This is a genomic window from Paenarthrobacter sp. 2TAF44 (assembly GCF_052114885.1).
In the GTDB taxonomy this organism is placed as follows: Bacteria; Actinomycetota; Actinomycetes; order Actinomycetales; family Micrococcaceae; genus Arthrobacter.
Window position 1 is genome coordinate 14,641 of sequence record NZ_JBFRFP010000021.1, and the last position, 21,433, is coordinate 36,073.

Here is a 21,433-nt window from a genome sequence, read left to right on the forward strand (position 1 = left end):
CCACTGTGGCGTACCCAAACGCCGCCCAAGTAATGGAGTTCCTTCGTGACGGTTAGTTCAGCCTCCACCACCTTCGTCGATCGGCACATTGGCGCCCGCCGCCAGGCCGACATTGACACCATGCTCAAGACGGTCGGCTACGACACCGTTGATTCGCTGGTTGATACGGCCGTTCCCAACGACATCCGCCAGGACGTTGCCCTCACGCTCGAAAACGCGCTCAGCGAAGTTGAGGTGCTGGCTGAGCTGCGCAAGCTTGCGTCCAAGAACAAAACTGCCGTCCAGATGATCGGCCAGGGCTACTACGACACCGTCACGCCGCCGGTTATCCGCAGGAACATCCTCGAGTCCCCGGCCTGGTACACCGCCTACACGCCGTACCAGCCGGAAATCTCGCAGGGCCGGCTCGAAGCCCTCCTGAACTTCCAGACCATGGTCCAGGACCTCGTGGGCCTGCCGATCGCCAACGCCTCCCTGCTGGACGAAGCAACCGCCGTTGCAGAGGCCGTGCTCATGATGCGCCGTGCCAACAAAAACAAGGCAGCCCATGATGGGAAGACCGTCCTCGACGCCGACTGCCTCCCCCAGACCATTGCCATCGTCAAGGGCCGCGCTGAGGCCCTCGGCTTCGAGGTTGAGGTTGCTGACCTTTCGCTCGGTCTCCCGGAGGGCGTCATCAACGGCGTCGTCCTGCAGCAGCCCGGCGTTTCGGGCCGCGTGTTTGATCACTCCGCCGTCATCGCTGAGGCCAAGGAACGCGGTGCACTGGTCACGGTCGCAGCAGACTTGCTCTCCCTGACGCTCATCACCCCTCCGGGCGAGCAAGGTGCGGACATCGCCGTCGGTTCCGCCCAGCGCCTCGGCGTTCCGCTGTTCTTCGGCGGCCCGCACGCCGCGTACATGGCCGTCCAGAAGGGTCTCGAGCGTTCCATGCCGGGCCGTCTGGTGGGTGTTTCCAAGGACGACGCCGGTGTCCCCGCCTACCGCTTGGCGCTGCAGACCCGCGAGCAGCACATCCGCCGCGAGAAGGCCACGTCCAACATTTGTACCGCGCAGGCGTTGCTGGCCATCGTCGCGTCCATGTACGCCGTCTACCACGGCCCGGAAGGCCTGAAGGCAATCGCCGAAACCGCCCACGGTCACGCCCGCACCCTTGCAGCGTCGCTGAAGGCTGCCGGCGTCGAGGTCCTTCACACTTCCTTCTTTGACACCATCACAGTCCGCATCCCCGGCAAAGCGGCTGAGATTGTGGCCGCCGCCGAGGCCAAGGGCATCAACCTGCGCGGCATTGACGTTGATCTGGTGGGCATCTCTGTTGATGAGACCACAACGACGGCGGTTGTCGCCGACGTCGCGGCGGTCTTCGGCGCTTCGGTGCTCGAATCAGCAGAAGATTTCGCGCTGGAATCTTCCGTGGAGCGCTCAAGCGACTTCATGCAGCACCCCGTATTCAACACGCACCGCTCCGAAACCCAGCTCCTGCGCTACATCCGCAAGCTCTCGGACCGTGACCTTGCACTGGATCGCACCATGATTCCGTTGGGTTCCTGCACCATGAAGCTCAACGCAACCGCCGAGATGGAAGCCATTTCGTGGCCGGAGTTCGCCTCGATCCACCCGTTCGCTCCGGATTCCCAGACAGAGGGCTGGCGCGAGCTGATCACCGATCTTGAGTCCCAGCTAACTGAGATCACCGGCTACGATCAGGTCTCCATCCAGCCCAACGCCGGTTCCCAGGGTGAGCTCGCCGGCCTGCTCGCGATCCGTGGTTACCACCTGTCCCGTGGCGACGGGCAGCGAAATGTCTGCCTGATCCCTGCTTCTGCGCACGGCACCAACGCGGCTTCCGCAGTTCTGGCTGGCATGAAGGTTGTTGTGGTCGCCACCGCTCCTGATGGCACCATCGACCACGTGGACCTCAAGGCCAAGATCGAAGCAAACCGGGACGCTCTCTCGGCCATCATGATCACCTACCCGTCCACGCACGGTGTGTACGACGCCGACGTCCGGGAAGTCTGCGACGCCATCCATGAAGCTGGCGGCCAGGTCTACATCGACGGTGCAAACCTCAACGCCCTCGTTGGACTCGCACAACCGGGCAAGTTCGGCGGCGACGTCTCGCACCTGAACCTGCACAAGACGTTCTGCATCCCGCACGGCGGCGGCGGACCCGGTGTTGGCCCGGTCGCGGCCAAGGCACACCTGGCGCCCTTCATGCCCGGTGACGCTGCTTCGTGGACCGAAGGCAACGACGTCCCGATTTCGGCCTCCCGTTTCGGTTCGGCCGGTGTGCTCCCAATTTCCTGGGCTTACGTGAAGCTCATGGGCGGCCAGGGGCTCACGGAAGCCACCAAGTCCGCGCTGCTGGCGGCGAACTACATCGCTTCCCGCCTCAACGAGCACTTCCCCGTGCTCTACACCGGGGAAGGCGGACTTGTTGCCCACGAGTGCATCCTGGACCTCCGTGAACTGACTGCGCGCACAGGTGTCACTGCTGAGGACGTTGCCAAGCGCCTGATCGACTTCGGTTTCCATGCTCCCACCCTCGCGTTCCCTGTCGCCGGAACCCTCATGGTGGAGCCCACAGAGTCCGAGGACCTCGTGGAGATCGACCGCTTCATCGAAGCCATGATCACCATCCGTGCCGAAATCGAGCAGGTTGCCACAGGCGATTTCACTGTTGAGAACTCCCCGCTGCGCAAGGCACCCCACACGGCTGCCGCCGTCGTAAGTTCTGACTGGGACCGCGCCTACCCGCGTGAGCAGGCCGCGTTCCCCGTCCACCACCTCAAGCAGGACAAGTACTTCCCGCCCGTTGGCCGCATCGACGGCGCAGCAGGAGACCGCAACCTGGTCTGCTCTTGCCCGCCGATCGAAGACTTCGAAAACTAAAGGACGCCCTGCAAATGAACGAGAACTACACCGCTCTCTACGAAGAGCACAAGAAACTGGGCGCGTCCTTCACCGACTTCGGTGGCTGGCAGATGCCCCTTAAGTATTCGTCCGAGTTGGCCGAGCACCACGCCGTCCGCAAGTCTGCCGGCTTGTTCGACCTCTCCCACATGGGCGAAGTCTGGGTCACCGGACCTGACGCGGCAGCGTTCCTGGACTATGCGCTGGTAGGCAAGATTTCCGCCATGGCCGAAGGCAAAGCCAAGTACTCGCTGATCTGCCAGGAAGACGGCGGCATCATCGACGACCTCATCACCTACCGTCGTGGCGCCGACAAGTTCCTGGTGGTCCCCAACGCGGGCAACGCTGCGGTTGTGGCGGCGGCACTGCTGGAGCGCGCGGCTGGTTTTGACGTGGTTGTGGAGGACGCCTCTTCCGAGACGTCGCTCATCGCTGTGCAGGGTCCGCGCGCCGAAGCCATACTCGTCCGCCTTGTGCCCTCAGAGCAGCACGCCCTGGTCACCGAACTGAAGTACTACGCCGCTGTTGAGGTGCCGTTCACGTTCGACGGCGGCACTCAGGACCTGCTGCTCGCCCGCACCGGCTACACCGGTGAAGACGGCTTCGAGATCTTTGTGTCCAACGACTCCGCTGCTAACCTCTGGCAGGCCATCGCCGACGCCGCTGAAGAAGGCGAGCTCGTCCCGGCAGGCTTGGCCTCCCGCGACTCCCTGCGCCTGGAAGCCGGCATGCCGCTCTATGGCAACGAACTGTCCCGCGAAGGCAACCCCTTCGCGGCAGGGCTCGGTCCCGTCGTCGCACTTTCCAAGGAAGGCGACTTCGTCGGCAAAGACGCACTCGCTGCCCTCAAAGCAGCCGGAGCCGGCTCCACCAGTGGACGTAAGCTCGTGGGTCTCAAGGGCCTGGGACGTCGCGCTGGTCGAGGCCACTACCCGGTCCTCAAGGACGGTGCAGTAGTAGGCGAAGTCACCTCCGGCCAGCCCAGCCCAACGCTTGGCTACCCGGTAGCGCTGGCCTACGTCGACGTCGAGCACGCCGAAATTGGAACTGCGTTGGACATCGACCTGCGGGGCAAGAGCGAGCCGTTCGAAGTTGTCGCATTGCCGTTCTACAAGCGCCAGAAGTAAGCGGGGGTTGTCCCGACGGGTCGCCTTTTGGCCCGTCGGGGCCGGCGACCTCTGCATGCTCCCCACCGTCCCCCTCGCCTCGCAAGCTCGGCCAGGGAACCCGGACGGCGTGGCCCCCGTCGAATAGGGCGCCCGCTGAGCGGACGCGATGCTCTCTTAGACGCATGCTGCCGGTCACCGGACCCGAAGGGGCTGCGCACATCACCAGGACGCGCGGCCACTCTGGCGCCCCTCGAACCGCTGAATGCTGGGGGAGTGGCAACCTGCCGAAGGTGATTCGGTTGGATCACCTTGCCCGCAGGACATGGCTCCGTTCGACTTGGCGCCACGGCGCAAGGCTGGCTCCGCGCGATGGTTCGGATCCAAGTATGTTTTGGGTTCTCGCCAGGGAGGGCGGGCCGACGGCGGGGGAGCGGGTTCCGGGAGCGGGCGTCCAAGGGAGCGGCACGTCCGCCCAGCGGGCGTCCTCGCGACCGAGCCCGCGGAGGAACCCGGTTCCACGCCCCCAACCCAGCCAAGACTGCCGCACACACAGCCATAGTTTTTGATCAACCAAAGAATAGGAAACAGAATGCCCAAAGTAGCGCCCGAACTTCAGTACTCCGACGAGCACGAGTGGGTTTCCCGCGGGGAGGGGAACCTGGTGTCCGTTGGGATTTCCGAGGTTGCCACCGACGCACTGGGCGACATCGTGTACGTTGACCTGCCCGAGGTTGGTTCCGCCGTGACGGCTGGCGAGACCTGTGGGGAGGTTGAGTCCACGAAGAGCGTGTCGGACCTGTACTCGCCGGTCACTGGTGAGGTCACCGAGATCAACGACGCCGTTGTGGGCGATCCGGCCCTGATCAACAACGACCCCTACGGTGCTGGTTGGTTGTTCAAGGTCGCCGCTGAGTCCGAGGGCCCGCTGCTTTCGGCCGAAGAGTACGCCTCCAAGAATGGCGGAGATCTGGCGTAACTGCTCTGCACGCGTTGTCAGTTGGCCCGATGGGGCCGCCATCCTCTGCGGCCTCGGTCGCTTAGGCGCCCGCTGGGCGGACGCGAAGCTCCCTTAGACGGCCGCTGCCGGACGCCGGTCCCAAGGGGCCAGCGGTCAGGTGCCGTTTCGTGCGGACGCGATGCTCCCTTGGACGGCCGCTGCCGGACGCCGGTCCCATGGGCCGGTTTCTGGGCGGGCGGTGAGGGGTTGGGATGCTCCCTTGGACGGCCGCTGCCGGATGCCGGTTCCAAAGGGGCCGGTTTCTGGGCGGGCGGTGAGGGGTTGCCTTGCCCGTTTCGGGGGTACGCTGCCGGAGATGCCGTGCGCACGGCATGTTTGGCAGCGGAGCCCCGAAATGGCCGCTGGAGCCCGCGGAGGACGTTGGCCCGAAGCGCCCATACACCGCCAACTGTGGCGTAGCGTGGGATTGTAGGAACTAAATAATTCGCGACGCCGGGTTGCCGCCAAAAGGGGCCGCCCGGCGTCGTTGTTCGGTCGCTTCCGCCACGAGCGGGGGAGACCATCCGCCAGGACCATCTGGCGGACCGTTTCAAACTGTATTAAGGAATCCCGACCATGGCTGTTGGTGTTTTCGATTTGTTCACCGTGGGTATTGGCCCGTCGAGTTCCCATACTGTGGGGCCGATGCGGGCTGCCGCGGTGTTTGCCGGTGAGCTGCGTGAGTCCGGCCTGCTGGACCAGGTGGCCTCTTTGCGGGTTGATTTGTATGGCTCCTTGGCTGCGACTGGCCGTGGCCACGGGACCATGACGGCCACGCTGCTGGGCTTGGAGGGATATCACCCCGAGCTGATCCTGCCCGATGAGGTGGAGGAGCGGCTCGCGTCGATCGCTGAGACGGGTGTGCTGAATCTGGCCGGAGCCGGTGAAGCGGGTGCCGGGGTTCAGTTGCCGTATGCCGTGGAGGACATGATCCTGCATCCGTTGACGGTGTTGCCGCGGCATACGAATGGGATGAAGTTTGCCGTCTCTGATGCCGCGGGGAATGTTCTGCGGGAGGCGACGTTCTTTTCGGTTGGTGGCGGGTTCATCGTACGGGAGGGTGAGGAGGACGCTGCGCGGGCGGAGTTGGAGGAGACGAAGGCGGAGTTGCCGTTGCCGTTCCGGACGGCTGCCGAGTTGCTGGGCCGGTGCTCCTCGAAGGGCCTGGGGATCAGCGACATCATGTTCATCAACGAGCGTGCGTCACGGAGTGAGGAGGAGATCCGGGAGGGTCTGTTGCATATCTGGTCCGTGATGGAGGCGTGTGTTGAGACGTCGTTGAAGCGTGAGGGTGTGTTGCCCGGGGGGTTGAAGGTCCGCCGTCGTGCTCCTGACTGGCTGGAGCGGTTGTTGAAGGAAGACAAGGACCGCAACGATCCGAAGTATTGGCAGGAGTGGGTGAACCTGATCGCCCTGGCTGTTAATGAGGAGAACGCCACGGGCGGGCGGGTGGTCACTGCCCCGACGAACGGCGCTGCGGGGATCATTCCGGCGGTGTTGTATTACGCGTTGAACTACGCCCCGGGCATGGACAAGGCGTCCCAGGCGGACAAGGACGATGTGGTGGTGAAGTTCCTGCTCGCCGCGGGTGCTGTGGGTGTGTTGTACAAGGAGCAGGCGTCCATTTCGGGTGCCGAGGTGGGCTGCCAGGGCGAGGTGGGCTCGGCGTCGTCGATGGCTGCTGCCGGGTTGGCTGAGGTGATGGGTGGTACGCCGGGTCAGGTGGAGAACGCGGCGGAGATCGCGATGGAACACAACCTGGGGCTCACGTGTGACCCGATCGGAGGGTTGGTGCAGATTCCGTGTATTGAGCGGAACGCGATCGCGGCGGCGAAGGCGATCAACGCGGCGAAGATGGCGCTCTGGGGTGACGGGACGCACCGGGTGTCGCTGGATGAGGTGATCGTGACCATGCGCGAGACCGGCAAGGACATGTCCTCCAAGTACAAGGAAACCGCGATGGGCGGCCTCGCCGTGAACGTCGTCGAATGCTGAGTCTGTTTACTGTCGGTGCCTAGTGCCATCATGTATCCATGAGGGGGGGATACGACAGGGATTTTTTGCGGGCACGCCTTGAACTGCCCAGTCCGTCGGCAACGACGATTCTTTTGGACTACACGCACTTCTCCGTGCGCTTCCGGGTTGCCCGGAAGCTCGCGGCGATCGTGGGGGTCAACATCAGTGGCCGTGAGCTGAGCCCGCTGGCCCGCGAGGGAACCTGGCATTTCGATAGCAGGATCCCTAAAGAACAGCAGGCCGGCCCGGACGTCTACAAGAACAACGCGTTCGATCGTGGGCACTTGGTCCGTCGCCTGGATCCCGTGTGGGGCGATCCGGCCACGGCTAAAACGGCGAATCAGGAGACCTTCGTCTTTACCAATGCCGCACCGCAGGTGGACGACTTCAACCAAGGCAAGGAACTGTGGGTGGGGCTCGAGGACCACGTGCTGGGTCACGCGGATGCGTATGACGCCAAGCTCTCTGTGTTCACCGGGCCAGTACTTCTCGACGACGACCTCCCGTACAGGGGCGTACAGGTTCCGCGGAAGTTCTGGAAAATCGCCGTGTGGACCAACGACGCCAAGCTCGGCGCCGCCGGCTTTGTACTGGATCAATCGCCGTTACTGGGCAAAGTTGAACTGAAAAAGGCGATCGACCAGCGGCTCCTTGAAGGTGAGCCACCCCCGCTGGGGCCGTACCGGACTTTCCAGGTCCCTATCGCGCAGATCGCAGACCTGACCGGACTGAGCCTCAGTAGGCTCGCCAACGCGGACCGTCTGGTGAAGGGCCAGCGCGAACTCGGGAAGGAACCGAAAGCCATCAAGTTGGAGAGTGCTGAGCAGATCCGGCTGTAAGGGCGCGTTGGACCGGGACGGACGTCCCCTTTATATGTGTCGTGGCCAGGAGCTTCGTGACGCCCAAACATGACTATTTCGGATAAAACCCTAATGTTTCACCATTGAATTCCCGATAAACTGCCCTGTTTGATGTTCCCTCGCAAGATGATTATTTTTAGCATCAATACAGTTTCAATCGGAGCTGGGGGGGATGCCGGGAGGCAAAATGGCACGGTATCCACTGAGTCTGCTCGTATTGGTAGTTGCATTGGCCGGATGCAGCGCCAATTCGCAGCCTGGCGGAGTGGATGCGGCGTCCTTGCCTTCCGTGGACCGGGAGGCATATGCCGGCGTGCATGCAAAACTGGATCCGGCTACGGCGACCATTTCCTTACCCATGGATGCGTACGAAGCGACGCCCGACGAATCAATGGTCATAACTGCGGCCAACATGTATGTCATCGAGGATTGCATGAAAAACGCCGGTGTCACCATGCCAGAGAAGCACGGTGATCTGACGGTTAAAGCCGACCAGTCGTATGGCGTTTGGGTTCCCGAACTTGCGGCGAAGTACGGATATGACAAGGCAATCATCCGTACCGTCCCAGGTATTTACGATTCCAGGACGAGGGAATCAGCGGACGCAAATGTCAAGAAGTACTTTGAATGCGATAACGCCACGACCTCGAATCAGATACCTCCATTCCGAAGCAGAATCGCCGGTGCGGACTCATTGCTAACAAACATTAGCAATGACTCAAATGCATTATCTGAGCGGGATCCTGACTGGAGGGAATCACGCGACGACTGGATTGCGTGCCTCAAAGATGCCGGAATTTCAATGCGACAGGACTCACCTGATGCGTGGGTGCCTTCGTACCCTTCGGACAAGCAAGGCGAAATCAGGACAGCTGTACAAGACACGAATTGCAAGCAGGAAACCAAGGTAATGCAACGCATCTCGGATATCCGGGCGCAGTATCAATCTGCCCTGATCGCCGCCAACCAAGCTGCCATGAACAGGCTCGCGGATGATAAGACCGAGGCTTTGGCCAAAGCGAGGACGATTCTCCGGCAACATGGCAAGGGCGCCGCTTGATGCCGTTGCAGCAAGACGCAGTAGTTAAGGTCCCACGTGTTCCGCGACTCCGGCGGATCATTGGCTTCTTGGTCATAGTTATGGCAGGAATGGCAGGTTCCTTCCTTGCCGGAAGCTACATAAAGTCACCCCAGTCTGCGGCCCTCGACTCCATCAACACTCCAATCAAGGTGACCGCCACGGTGGAGCGTAGGACTGTGGCGAGCACTTTGATCATCCCCGGGAGCATGACCCCGGGAACGTCGGTGGGCATGGCAGCATCAGTACCGCCAGGGACTGAACGCGCCGTCATAACGCGCATGCTGGTTGCTGTTGGCGACACGCTAAAGCCCGGGACAATCGTTGCGACTGTGTCCGGACGCCCTCTGATTGTCATATCAACGTCCGTCCCGCTGTATCGGGACTTGAAAGATGGTGACAACGGTCAAGACGTTTCCGCCTTGCAGAATTGGCTTCAATCCATAGGGTATCGGCCCAACGTGACCGGAGTCTTTGATAAGTCCACCCAAGAATCCGTGGCCGCTTTGTACCGTGACGTTGATCAGTCAGCACCAAAATCCGACGACAAGAAGGCCATGGTCCGGTGGAGGGAGTTTGTTCAAATTCCTGGTGATGAGGGCTCTGTGACGAGCATCGCTGCTTCAGGAGCCGTGCTGACGGACGATCTTTTGGTGGCTACAGCGCAAACTGCCCCGGACGTGGTCGTGGGACGGGCGTCAATTACACAGGCTGAAGCTCTCACAGTTGGCCAGGCCGTTGCGCTCGAAGCCAGTGGGTACAGCGCCCAGGGCGTCATCCAGAGCATCGGGGTTTTCGACCAAGGGAATCCGGAAAAGGGGACGCTTCCAGGGATGGACATCATCGCATCTGTTCCGGACGATCCCAACAAACCAAAGCCCGGTCAGCCTGTCTCTGTCAGCGTGAAGGAGCCGGTCCAGGAGACCTTGGCAGTTCCCCTGACCGCGATCAAACAGGACGACATCGGGACGTACGTGATGGTGCCAAGTTCGGAAAAGGATACGGGTGAGCCCGCATCGGCGGAAAGAATTGATGTGACGGTGACAGGGCAGCGCGATGGGTGGGCTGCCTTGGCCGAGACTTCGAAGCTGGAGCCTGGAACCACGGTCGACGTATCGTGAACATGCCAGCGCCAAGGCCCGGCAGGATTCCCCTGCTCCGGTTGGAAGGCATCGGGCGCTCCTATGGGGGAGCCGATGTGCCTACGGCGGCCCTTCAAGACGTCAATCTTGAGATCTGTGAGGGTGAATTCGTTGCGATCATAGGTCCCTCAGGATCCGGCAAATCAACGCTGCTGAACATTCTTGGGCTGTTGGACCGTGCATCAGAAGGCACGTACTCGATCAACGGTGCCGACGTATCACAGATGGCCGAGAAGCAGCGTGACTGGTTGCGATCGCGGATGTTTGGGTTTGTCTTCCAAGCCTCGCATGTGATCTTGGATGAATCGTCCGCACGGAACGCAGCGCTCGGCCTTCGCGTGCAAGGTGTCCGCCACCTGGAACGGGAGTTGGAAGTAACGCAGGCCCTGCTGCGCGTTGGGTTGTTGCACAGGACAGGCGTGCTCGGCAGGAACCTCTCTGGAGGGGAGAGGCAACGTCTTGCCTTGGCTCGTGCTCTCGCGACCAAGCCCAGGATCCTGTTCGCAGACGAACCCACAGGCAACCTGGACAGTGTCAATACCCAGAGTGTCATCGCGGATCTCAAGGCGTTGAATCGAACCGGGGTGACAGTCGTCGTCATTACGCATGATCCGATCGTCGCCGCCGCAGCAGGCCGTCAGATCGTCATCGACGACGGACGACTGGCAAAGCCCGACGCGCCGGGTTCCCCTGCCTCGACAGCTGTTCACGAGCCCATGGTTGGACGCCGGGATCCAACTGAAGTTTTCTCCCCAGCCCCACTGGGGAGACGGCTCAATCTCTTGATGGATGACGTCTATGATGCATTGGCATCCCTTACCTCCAGGGCAGGCAAGGCACTGCTGCTCATTCTGGCGTTCATGCTGGGATCGGGCGGACTGGTTGCCTCAGTAGGCCTTAGCCAAAGTGCCTCCGCGCAGGTTTCCGAGCGCTTGGCCGAAGCCGCATTGGATGAAGTGCAAGCCTCAAGAAGCCCATCTGGGGTCCAACCCGCGAACGCTGACATCGCAGCCTTGCGAGGTCAGAAGAAGAAAATAGAGGATCTTCACGGAGTGGTCGCGGTTGGTTTGCGAGTGGAGTTGGCGACTTCTGAATTTCGGCCCAGACGCTTTCAGCCAAGTAGGGGAATCCAGGAGGACGACTTCGCAGGGTCACTCCTGGCCGTGGACTCGACCTTTCTGGACATCAGCCAGGCCGTAGTTGAGCCTGCTTCTGCCTTATCTCTCCTGGACAATTCCTTCGGAAAGCCCATAGCAATAGTGGGACAAGATACGGCCGTCCGTTTAGGGATTCCTTCTGCGGGTCCGGGCCAGAAAATTTGGATCGGTGGGCAGTCGGTTCCAGTCGTGGGCATACTGCGCCAAGCCGGAAGGAACCCGGTTCTTGCAGACAGCATCATCCTGGGGATCAGCGCCTACCCATCCGCTGCTTCTGACAACCCTGTATTTGTGGTCCGCACCCTCCCTGGGTTTCCAGCACCATTGGCCGACGCGATTCCTTTGGCCCTCGACGCAGCTCATCCCGAGCACTTCACCGTCAACACGGTGGCAGACCTTCGTTCACTCCGCAAGGGAGTCAACAATGACCTGGGCGTGTTGATCAGTGTCATCTCGTGGGTGTTGCTGGCACTCGCCTGTCTTAGCGCTGCTACGTCGATGTATCTGACTGTGCAAACGCGAAGGTCGGAGATCGCTCTGCGGAGAGCCCTCGGTACGAGTCGCTTCAGCATTGGCCGGATGTTTATCTTTGAGGGTTTGCTGGTGGGATTGGGCGGTGGACTGGCTGGCGGAGCGGTCGGAGTGCTGGGAGTTCTGACCTTTTGCCTGGGCCAAGGGTGGACACCGGTTCTGGGGCCTGAATCAGTGTGGACCGGAGTTGCCGCTGGCGCAGCTACTGGTGTTCTTTCAGCGTTGTATCCAGCCATTGCGGCGTCCAAAGCGGATCCGGCTCAGGCTATTCGCGCGTAGTTCGAGCGGGCAACTCACCCAGAGTCGGGCTATTTTCCTCGGCCCGATAGACTTGAGGCTGCATGTCCGCATGCGCACCCAGCTTTTGAACACTGCACCAAACCCCTGAGATTGGACACGGCCACCTTGCGAGAATTTACCGCCCGCTTTGCCACCGCCGAGGAAATCGATAACTGGGACAAGCACGTCACAGCCAACCCCAATGGCGGCAACATGCTGCAGTCGGACGCCTATGCGGCAGTCAAGGATGGCAACGGCTGGTTGGTCCGCCGGCTCGTCATTGAGGCCGCTGACTACGCCAGCTACAACCTGCTTTTGGAGAAGAAGTTTCCCGTCCTGGGCCGCCTTTGGTACCTGATCAAGGGGCCCGACGCTGCCGCCGTGGAAGACATCAAACCGATGCTCACCGCCGTCGCCAATCTGGCGAAGGAACAGAAGATGAACGTCTTCACCATCAAGATAGAGCCCGACGTCGTGGAGTCAGCTGAGGTGTCCGGTCAGCTGAAGGCGGCTGGCTTGGTTAAGGCCCCGAACATCCAATCCAACGATTCCACCGCACTCCTGGATATTTCGGCCCCCGCCAACGAAGTACTACGGAGCATTTCATCGCGGGCCCGCAACGCTGTCCGCAGGGCAGAACGTGAAGGATGCGAGGTCCTCCCAGCCGAGCCCGGCGAGGAGACCTATCGCAAGCTCTACGCACTGATGCAAGACACAGTGAACGCCAAGGGTGCCATGCCATTGCGGAGCTACGAGTACTACTCCCGTTTCTGGCACGAATTCTGCAGCCGTGGCCAGGGTCACTTCTTCTTTGTCTACGAGGACGGCGCACCCAGCGTCGGTGCTTTTGTTATCAACTATGGCTCCAAGGCAACCTACAAGGATGGCGGTTCCGCCCAGAACCGCAAGCAGTACGGTGACTCGCATTTGGTCCAGTGGGCAGCTATCCAGCGGATGCAGGAACTGGGCTGCGTTGAGTATGATTTCTGCGGCACGCCGCCTGCCGCCCGGATCAAGGACAAGACACACCCGCTGTTCGGCATGGGCTTGTTCAAAACGAGTTTCACCAAGACCGTGACGGACTTCGTGGGTTGCTACGACCTCGTCCTCGGACCAATCCGCCATAAGCTCTGGCTCAAGGGTGCAGAGCGCATCTTCCGCCGGCTGGAAACTATGCGCACAGGCGGACAGTTCTACTAAAGAACCGGCACCAACCCAACACTTCAGGCCCGCCCCGGCCACCAACGGGTGCAAATCTATCTAGGTGAGGTAATTTCTTTGACTCCGATTGAGGCTGGAACCGACATGGAATTCGTGATTCTCAGTGACGCTGATTTCGAGACATTCGCCAAGGGACACCCGCAAGGCAGCTTCATCCAGTCCGAGGACCTGGCGCGTTTCCAGCGTGCTCGCGGCCAGGAAGTGGAGCTCTTTGGCGTGACCCGCGGTGGCAGCCTGATCGCAGCCGGAAAGCTCGTCTACACCGCCAACCGCTTTGGTTACAAGGTGTGCGACTGCGCAAAGGGACCCCTGATGGACTATAGCGACGCCGAAGCGGTGCGGTTCGTCGTCGAGCAGTTGAAAAAGCATGCGGCCTCGAAGAAGGCTGCTGAGCTGCGCATCTCACCAAACGTCAAGTACATCGCACGCGACGAGGACGGAGCGGAGCACCCGGAGGTTGAGGACAACCGTCCACTGCTGAAGGAGCTGGCAGGGCTGGGCTTCAAACACCAGGGCTTTGACATGAATTTCGCGAACATCAACTGGATGTTCGTCAAGAAGCTGGACGGGATCGCCGATTCCGAAGAGCTCATCATGGGAATGAATTACCGCACGCGCAAGGCCATCCGGAAGGCCGAAAAGAACGGCGTTTACCTGGAACAGGCCACGCTGGAAACCCTGGACGACTTCTACGACGCGCTGAGCACCGCCGGTGACGAAAAGGGCTTCACCTACCGCGAGCGTGAGTATTACGAGCAACTGCTCCGCAATACCTCGGATGAGTTCACCAAGCTCATGATGGCCAAGATCAACATCCCCGAATACCGGGCCTCCATCACAGAGCGCCTGGATGCGGAGTCCAAGACACTCGCGGACCTCAAGCGCGACGTCGAGGAAACCGGGAGCAAGAAGAAGGCCAACCGCATCAAGGTGGTCCAGGACCTCGTGGACAGTTACGAGCGGAGCCTCAAGGATATTGAACGCTTCCCCGATTCGGTTGGCGTGGCTACGGTTGCGGCGATCCACTTCGCTTGCTCCGGCGATGAAATCGTGTGCGTGATCGGCGGCACGGTCCAGGACTACATCTACTTCAACGGAGCTACGTCGCTGTACTGGGGCATGCTGTTGCACGCTCTGAACAACGGCTACTCGCGTTATAACTTCTACGGCACCTTCGGCATCCAGGGCCAGGACGAAACCGGTCACGGCGGCTACGAATTCAAGAAGGGCTTCGGCGGCGAGGTGGTCCAGCTGGTTGGCGACTTCGTGACGCCGGTGAATCTGCCGGTCTTCACCGCTTACCAGGCGGTCAGGAAGCTCGCAGCTGCCGCCAAGACGGTTCTGGCAAAATTGCCGGAGCCCGGAAACCTGCTGAGGAAATTCCGAGTGAAGAACTAATCAACCAAAGCCTAAGGAGGAACGCTGCGTGACTGAACGCCCTGAGGGCTCCGGCGGCAGGCCTCACACTGACGGCTTGCCCAAGACCCAGCCGATGCGACCATCGCAAATCCGGCAGAACGCCAATGCCAAGCGCATGCTGATGCGCTTGGTGCAAGGCGATAGCCCGCCCACAGCCCCCATGAACATCGTGGACCGGCTCGCGGGCAGTCCCTACGCCAACCCCACTATCCAGGTTGTGGGTGTCGACGCCTCAGCGCGTAAGACGATCGACTTCGCCCTGCATCTGGCCGAGGTCATGTTCCGATACGGTGCAGGCGCCCTTGAAGTTGAGACAAGCATGATTGCCGTTACAGCGGCCCTTGGCTTGAAGAACGTTGAAGTGGACATCACCAACCAGTCGGTGGCCATCAACTATGCGCCAAAGGACCAGACCCCCATCACGTTGTTGCGTGTGGTGCGCTCGTGGACCAATAACTACGCCGGCCTCGCGCAGGTGCATCAACTGGTCACGGACATCGTGGCCGGGGGAGTGGGCCGCGACGAAGCCGTCCGTCGATTGAATGACATCGTCCGCAGCGCCAAGCCTTTCCCTCGATGGATGGTCACGGTTGCCTTCGCTGTGTTCGCGGCGGTGTTCGTGGGCGTCCTGGGTGGTGGTCCGGGCGCTTCAGCCCTCGCCTTTGGCTCCAACTTGCTGATCAGTTTGGTTGCCCGGCAACTCAGCCGCTGGCGCACCCCCGACTTCTTCATCACCATGGCGTGCTCGTTCCTGGTCACGTTTATCGCCCTGATGCTGCGTTGGGCGGGTGCGGACATCGCTCCATCCATTGTGGTTGCGGGTGGAATCCTGTTGTTGCTTCCAACGGGCAGGCTCGTGTCTTCCGTGCAGGACGCCATCAACGGCTTCCCGGTCACGGCCGCCGGACGATTCCTCTCCACACTGCTCACCTTCGGCGCGATCGTGGCTGGTATCGCCGTGGCCGTCGTCGTCGGGACCCTCATGGGCAGCGAAGTCCTGGACGTCACCAAAACATTCCCGGATGCGTATCCTTTGTGGGGCCAAGCCATTCTGATCGCCATCGCTGTAGTGGCTATCGGCGTCACCGAGCAGACGCAGATGCGTCTGTTACTCCCGACGGCGGCAGTCGGCTTGGTTGGCTTCTTCGTCTTGTGGGCGGCTACTACCGCCGGGTTCGGCGACCGCTTGTCGCCGGCAGTTTCGGCTGTGGCCATCGGCCTGCTGGCTCGGGTAGTGGCGCTTAAACTTGGCGCTCCCCAACTTGTAGTGGCTGTTCCGGCCGCGCTCATTTTGCTGCCCGGCCTGACTATATTCCGTTCAATGTATGTATTGACCATTGAGGAAGCGGACATTCTTCAGGGCGCCGGAGGCATGCTGAATGCAGGCGCGATTGTCCTGGGAGTGGCAGCAGGAATCGTCCTCGGTGACAACCTGGCCAGGCCGCTCACGAAGGGCCTATCCAGCAACGAGCGCCGCAGGGTACGGCGCCGCTAGATCTGCGCTGGCCGCTGGATCTGACTAAATCTGTCCTACGGGGAGCTTCTTCTCGGCCTGGAAAACTTCCTCAACCCGGCCCTGCGCCCAGTATCCGGAGAGCGAAACCTGCGAACGTTCCAGACCGCGCTCGGCGAAGAAGATCTGCCGCAGGCCCTTCATGTAGCCTCTTTCGCCATGCGCAAAGACATCTACGCGGCCGGGAAGCCACTGCATTTCGCGGAGCCCGTCAAGCAACAGCTCGCTTGATCCGGCCGGCACTCCATTGCGCTGCAGCCAGTGGAGTTCCAGGCCAGCAGGAGCAGAGATAGGCAGGATGTCCTCGGCGCTGTCCACCTCAAGGAACGCATATCCGCGGGCTTCCGGGGCGAGCGCCTCTATGCAGGCTGCGATGGCTGGAATCGCGGCGTCATCGCCGGCGAAGAGGTGCCAATCGGCGTCGGGCGCAGGATTGTAGGCGCCGCCGGGGCCGGTAAAAATCAGAGTGTCCGCAGGTTCCGCTGCCGCTGCCCAAGGCCCTGCCAGGCCCTCGTCGCCATGGACTACGAAGTCAATCGCCAGTTCCCGTTCTTCCAGGTTCACCCAGCGGATGGTGTAAGTCCGGGTGTGCGGCCATTGCTCACGTGGCATCGTCTCGCGGATGGCCCACAGGTCCAGCGGAAGTTGATAATCAACGCCGGGCTGGGGAAAAACGATCTTGACGTACCGGTCCACGTATTCGTTGTTCACGTAGTCGCTGAACCCTGGCCCGCCGGCGACGATCCGCACCATGTGAGGTGAGAGCCATTCTTTGCGCAGGACCCTCAGGTTGACCTGCGGGCGTGTGGTCCGGGTGGCGGACGAAGAAACGGGGAGAGCAGCCATATAGGCAAGCCTAAGCTAATTCGTGGGGTGCCAGTTGGGTATGAGTCGAAGGTTACAAGATGGGTAGTTCCCAATCGACGGGCTCTGCGCCCTGTGAAGCCAACAGCTGGTTCGTTCGGCTGAACGGCTTGGAACCAAAGAAACCACGTGATGCCGAAAGGGGACTCGGGTGCACCGAAGTGATTACCGGTGTGCCATCCAGCAGCGGCATGACCGCTTCGGCGTCCTTCCCCCACAGAATCGCTACCAGGGGACTCCGGCGTCCCGCGCCGTCGGTGCGATGGGCTACCGCACTGACAGCCGCCGTCGTGATTGCCTCCCAGCCTTTGCCGCGGTGTGAGCCAGCGCTTCCGGCTGCGACACTAAGGACACGGTTCAGCAGCAGGACGCCTTGGTCAGTCCAGGCCGTGAGGTCGCCATGGATGCGCGGCGGGAGCCCGAGGTCGTCGTGGAGTTCACGATAAATATTTGCCAGGCTCCGGGGGATCGGCCGCGTATGCCGCGAAACGGCAAAGGAAAGCCCGACGGCGTGTCCCGGGGTTGGGTATGGATCCTGGCCAAGGATGAGTACTTTGACGTCAGCCAATGGTCGGCGGAAAGCCCGGAGAAGGTTGGTAGCTGCAGGAAGGACGTGGATCCCTTGGGCAGCCTGAGCCGCAACAAAGGCCAAAGCCTCACGGAGTTGGCCTTCCACGGGTCGCAACGCGTCCGCCCAGTCCACGGCCATCAGCTCTTCCAAGGGTTGGTCAACAAGCTCCTCGAAGCCCCGATCGGCAACGCCGGCGGGTTCCAGGTCAAACAGTGCATCCTCACCAGTCACCCTGTCATTGTCTCCTCCAGAGCATCGGCGGTGCGAATGACAGCGTTGTTATTCGCCCGTAACATGGGGGGTAGGACATTTTCCCCCAACCAGCGTCAAGGAGTGTGCCGTGGCAGAACCAGCACCGGAACCAATGGCGCCGCAGTCTACCGGTTTGGCACTTGAAGACCTGGCAGCCGAGACCCGCAGCGACTCACCTCTAAGTGACCGTGATCAGCAAATGTTGGCCTTGGAACGGCAATGGTGGAAGTACGCCGGCGCCAAGGAACAGGCGATCCGTGAGCTCTTCAATCTCTCCGCCACGCACTATTACCAGATCCTGAACGCACTTATCGATACCGAAGATGCGTTGGCCCACGATCCCATGCTGGTGAAGAGATTGCGTAGACTACGTACGTCGCGCCAACGTGCGCGGACAGCGCGCCGTTTGGGGTCCGACGCGTAAATCGCCCGGCTGATAGTCAGCAGCAACCAGCAAGGACAAGGCTTCACCATGACCAAATTTGCCAAGGATGAATTCGACCGGGTCCCACAGAACAGCTCCCGGCAGGGGGTGCACCGTGACGCCCAAGAGACAGTCCGCCCCAATTTGTGGCCGGTCTTGACAGTAGGGGCCGTCGCCCTGGTGCTGGGACTCGTAGCTTTCCTGATACTTCCGCGGCTTGGCCTGGTGGCCCCCAGCGCGTCCACAAGCGTCTCGACGCCGGCGCCCCAGCAGAGCGAAACCTCCCCTTCTGCTGCTCCTACAGAGTCAAGCAACGCACCCATCGCTTCCGGTGAGCCCAGCCCGGGCACCACGCCTTCGGGCGAACCTTCGGTAACTCCCTCTGCTGCGCCGGTGGACAAGACCGTTGCAGTGGCTGTCTACAACGGCACGGCTACGGCTGGCCTTGCCAGCCGCGTCGCGGGCCTGGTCCAAGGCGACGGTTGGGCTTTGGGATCTGTGGGGAACTGGGGCGGCCTGCCGCAGCAGTCGTCCGTGGTCTTTTACAACGTCCCTGGACAGAAGGCGAATGCAGAAGCACTGGGCAAACTCCTCGGTATCACCGCGGTTGTTGAGTCTCCTGAAATACAGCAGCCTCTAGTGGTTGTTGTGGGACCTGGCTACCGGTAATTTCGCTGAATCCCGACCGTTTTTCTGTGGTTTCAGCCTCGAAAGCTGCAACTCGGTTAAGCCTCAATAACAAAAGTCATGGTGGGCCCTTCGGCAGCAGCGCGCGGATAGTGACTGTGGTTACAGTGGATTGATTCCGGTCCGGAGATCCCGGCAACCGGTCTTGGCTACTGTGAAAGTGTGGGCATCATGGCTTTGGGAACCGTCAAATGGTTCAATGCCGAAAAAGGGTACGGCTTCATCACTGTGGATGACTCCGGCGACGACGTCTTCGTGCACTGGTCCGCTATTCAGATGGAAGGCTTCCGTGCCCTCGAGGAAGGCCAGCGGGTGGAGTTCGAATTAGGCGAAGGCCAGAAGGGTCCGCAGGCCGAAAGCGTCCGCGTTGCATAGTCCCTTTGGCCGTCACGTCAGCTAACGGCTGAAACCCCTTTGTTTATAGCGCAAAGTGGCGCTTCTGCTTGCACTCTCCCCGGTCGAGTGCTAATTATTGATTTAGCACTCCTACGCTTCGACTGCTAACTCCGGCCCGGCCTACGCCGGCGGCGGATGGCTCTCGGAACGTCAGGGGGATCAAGAAACACCTTGGTGGGGTGAGGTCCGGAGCGCGCGGCATACATAGGCCGCAAGCAAAGGACCGTCCGTCGCGGGCACCCCATCTGACAGGTTCCTTCTTAACGACTGTCCCGAAAGGACTACCGCCGTTATGGCCAAGATCATTGCATTTGATGAAGAGGCACGCCGCGGCCTCGAGCGGGGCCTGAACATCCTCGCCGACGCCGTCAAGGTCACCCTCGGCCCGCGTGGACGCAACGTCGTCCTCGAAAAGAAGTGGGGCGCCCCCACGATCACCAACGATGGTGTTTCCATCGCCAAGGAGATCGAGCTGGACGACCCTTACGAGAAGATCGGCGCTGAGCTGGTCAAGGAAGTTGCCAAGAAGACGGATGACGTCGCTGGCGACGGTACCACCACCGCTACGGTTCTCGCCCAGGCACTGGTCAAGGAAGGCCTGCGCAACGTTGCCGCCGGCGCCGACCCCCTGTCCCTGAAGCGCGGTATCGAGAAGGCTGTTGAGGCAGTCATCAAAGAACTGCTCGCCTCTGCCAAGGAAATCGAAACCAAGGAAGAGATCGCGGCCACGGCTTCCATCTCCGCCGGTGACCCGGAAATCGGCAGCCTCATTGCCGAAGCCCTGGACAAGGTGGGCAAGGAAGGCGTCATCACGGTCGAAGAGTCCAACACCTTCGGCCTGGAGCTCGAACTCACCGAAGGCATGCGCTTCGACAAGGGTTACATCTCCGCTTACTTCGTCACCGACGCTGAGCGCCAGGAAACGGTCCTCGAAGACCCGTACATCCTGATCGTGAACTCCAAGATCTCCAACGTGAAGGAACTCGTCACGGTTCTGGAGAAGGTCATGCAGTCCAACAAGCCGCTGCTGATCATCGCCGAAGACATCGAGGGCGAGGCCCTGGCCACCCTGATCGTCAACAAGATCCGTGGCACGTTCAAGTCTGTTGCCGTCAAGGCTCCGGGCTTCGGTGACCGCCGCAAGGCCCAGCTCGCCGACATCGCCATCCTCACCGGTGGCCAGGTCATCTCCGAAGAAGTTGGCCTCAAGCTCGAAAACGCTGGCCTGGAACTCCTCGGCACCGCCCGCAAGGTCGTTGTCACCAAGGACGAGACCACCATCGTTGAAGGTGCCGGCGACGCCGAGCAGATCGCTGGCCGTGTTGCCCAGATCCGCGCCGAGATCGAAAACTCCGATTCCGACTACGACCGCGAGAAGCTGCAGGAACGCCTGGCCAAGCTGGCCGGTGGCGTTGCAGTCATCAAGGCCGGCGCCGCAACCGAGGTTGAGCTCAAGGAACGCAAGCACCGCATTGAGGACGCAGTCCGCAACGCCAAGGCTGCCGTTGAAGAAGGCATCGTCGCCGGTGGTGGCGTTGCCCTCATCCAGGCTGGTGCCAAGGCATTCGCCAACCTCACCCTCCAGGGTGACGAAGCAACTGGTGCCAACATCGTCAAGGTTGCCATCGACGCTCCGCTGAAGCAGATCGCCTTCAACGCTGGCCTCGAGCCGGGCGTTGTTGCTGACAAGGTTCGCGGCCTGCCTTCCGGCCACGGCCTGAACGCTGCCACGGGTGTCTACGAAGACCTGCTGGCTGCCGGCGTCAACGACCCCGTAAAGGTCACCCGCTCGGCTCTCCAGAACGCTGCTTCCATCGCTGGTCTCTTCCTGACCACCGAGGCTGTAGTTGCCGACAAGCCTGAGAAGAACGCTCCGGCTGCCGGTGGCGACGACATGGGCGGCATGGGCGGCTTCTAAGCCTCCTAAGCTGTAGCGTCACGCTTCAGAGCAAACGACGGCGGTTCTCACCATTTGGTGGGGGCCGCCGTCTTGCTGTATCGCCC

Annotated in this window: 17 protein-coding genes; 15 read left to right on the forward strand and 2 right to left on the reverse strand. The window is 61.3% G+C overall.

Annotation, left to right across the window (positions count from 1 at the left end):
- Nucleotides 1–45: 45 nt before the first annotated feature.
- From gcvP to AB4Z15_RS18700, 11 genes are all read left to right on the forward strand, one after another.
- Entirely contained in the window at nt 46–2,892 is a 2,847-nt protein-coding gene (gene gcvP / locus AB4Z15_RS18650) for an aminomethyl-transferring glycine dehydrogenase (protein ID WP_442018444.1), read from the forward strand.
- A gap of 14 nt (nt 2,893–2,906) precedes the next feature.
- Nucleotides 2,907–4,040, forward strand: a complete 1,134-nt coding sequence (gene gcvT / locus AB4Z15_RS18655) for a glycine cleavage system aminomethyltransferase GcvT (protein ID WP_442018445.1) — start codon at nt 2,907–2,909, stop codon at nt 4,038–4,040.
- A 571-nt stretch (nt 4,041–4,611) separates the two neighbouring features.
- A complete protein-coding gene (gene gcvH, locus AB4Z15_RS18660; protein ID WP_431118535.1) occupies nt 4,612–4,998 on the forward strand; it encodes a glycine cleavage system protein GcvH in 387 nt (128 codons plus the stop codon).
- A 597-nt stretch (nt 4,999–5,595) separates the two neighbouring features.
- Nucleotides 5,596–7,014, forward strand: a complete 1,419-nt coding sequence (locus AB4Z15_RS18665; RefSeq protein ID WP_442018446.1) for an L-serine ammonia-lyase — start codon at nt 5,596–5,598, stop codon at nt 7,012–7,014.
- A gap of 38 nt (nt 7,015–7,052) precedes the next feature.
- Nucleotides 7,053–7,874, forward strand: a complete 822-nt coding sequence (locus tag AB4Z15_RS18670) for a DNA/RNA non-specific endonuclease (protein WP_442018447.1) — start codon at nt 7,053–7,055, stop codon at nt 7,872–7,874.
- Nucleotides 7,875–8,160: 286 nt separating this feature from the next.
- Nucleotides 8,161–8,955 carry a hypothetical protein gene (locus AB4Z15_RS18675; RefSeq protein WP_442018448.1) on the forward strand — a complete coding sequence of 265 codons (795 nt, stop codon included), beginning with the start codon at nt 8,161–8,163 and terminating at the stop codon, nt 8,953–8,955.
- Complete coding sequence (locus tag AB4Z15_RS18680; protein WP_442018449.1) at nt 8,955–10,094, forward strand: peptidoglycan-binding protein; 1,140 nt, start codon at nt 8,955–8,957, stop codon at nt 10,092–10,094. Before AB4Z15_RS18675 ends, AB4Z15_RS18680 begins: the two co-directional genes overlap by 1 nt.
- A 2-nt stretch (nt 10,095–10,096) precedes the next feature.
- Nucleotides 10,097–12,082, forward strand: a complete 1,986-nt coding sequence (locus AB4Z15_RS18685) for an ABC transporter ATP-binding protein/permease (protein WP_442018450.1) — start codon at nt 10,097–10,099, stop codon at nt 12,080–12,082.
- A 111-nt stretch (nt 12,083–12,193) separates the two neighbouring features.
- Nucleotides 12,194–13,282 (forward strand): lipid II:glycine glycyltransferase FemX, encoded by a 1,089-nt coding sequence (locus AB4Z15_RS18690; protein WP_442018451.1) that lies wholly within the window; start codon nt 12,194–12,196, stop codon nt 13,280–13,282.
- 105 nt (nt 13,283–13,387) lie between these two features.
- The gene (locus AB4Z15_RS18695) at nt 13,388–14,701 is read left to right on the forward strand and encodes a peptidoglycan bridge formation glycyltransferase FemA/FemB family protein (protein ID WP_442005974.1); all 1,314 of its coding nucleotides are present in this window, start codon (nt 13,388–13,390) and stop codon (nt 14,699–14,701) included.
- A 28-nt stretch (nt 14,702–14,729) separates the two neighbouring features.
- Nucleotides 14,730–16,217, forward strand: coding sequence for a threonine/serine ThrE exporter family protein (locus AB4Z15_RS18700; protein ID WP_442005918.1), 1,488 nt, complete (start codon nt 14,730–14,732; stop codon nt 16,215–16,217).
- A 24-nt stretch (nt 16,218–16,241) separates the two neighbouring features.
- Here the strand turns inward: AB4Z15_RS18700 and AB4Z15_RS18705 are convergent, their stop codons facing one another.
- Together AB4Z15_RS18705 and AB4Z15_RS18710 are read right to left on the reverse strand one after the other, a co-directional pair.
- The gene (locus AB4Z15_RS18705; protein ID WP_442005919.1) at nt 16,242–17,081 is read right to left on the reverse strand and encodes a siderophore-interacting protein; all 840 of its coding nucleotides are present in this window, start codon (nt 17,079–17,081) and stop codon (nt 16,242–16,244) included.
- A 52-nt stretch (nt 17,082–17,133) separates the two neighbouring features.
- On the reverse strand, nt 17,134–17,901 hold the full coding sequence (locus AB4Z15_RS18710) for a uracil-DNA glycosylase (protein WP_442005920.1): 768 nt from the start codon (nt 17,899–17,901) through the stop codon (nt 17,134–17,136).
- Nucleotides 17,902–18,010: 109 nt separating this feature from the next.
- Here AB4Z15_RS18710 and AB4Z15_RS18715 point away from each other — a divergent pair, with 109 nt between their 5' ends.
- The 4 genes from AB4Z15_RS18715 (at nt 18,011) to groL (ending at nt 21,347) form a co-directional block, all read left to right on the forward strand.
- Nucleotides 18,011–18,346, forward strand: a complete 336-nt coding sequence (locus AB4Z15_RS18715) for a DUF3263 domain-containing protein (protein WP_396133470.1) — start codon at nt 18,011–18,013, stop codon at nt 18,344–18,346.
- Between the two features lie 48 nt (nt 18,347–18,394).
- Nucleotides 18,395–19,015, forward strand: coding sequence for a LytR C-terminal domain-containing protein (locus AB4Z15_RS18720; RefSeq protein ID WP_442018452.1), 621 nt, complete (start codon nt 18,395–18,397; stop codon nt 19,013–19,015).
- A 189-nt stretch (nt 19,016–19,204) separates the two neighbouring features.
- Nucleotides 19,205–19,408 (forward strand): cold-shock protein, encoded by a 204-nt coding sequence (locus AB4Z15_RS18725; protein ID WP_216926027.1) that lies wholly within the window; start codon nt 19,205–19,207, stop codon nt 19,406–19,408.
- 313 nt (nt 19,409–19,721) lie between these two features.
- Entirely contained in the window at nt 19,722–21,347 is a 1,626-nt protein-coding gene (gene groL / locus AB4Z15_RS18730; protein ID WP_442005923.1) for a chaperonin GroEL, read from the forward strand.
- Nucleotides 21,348–21,433: the final 86 nt, after the last annotated feature.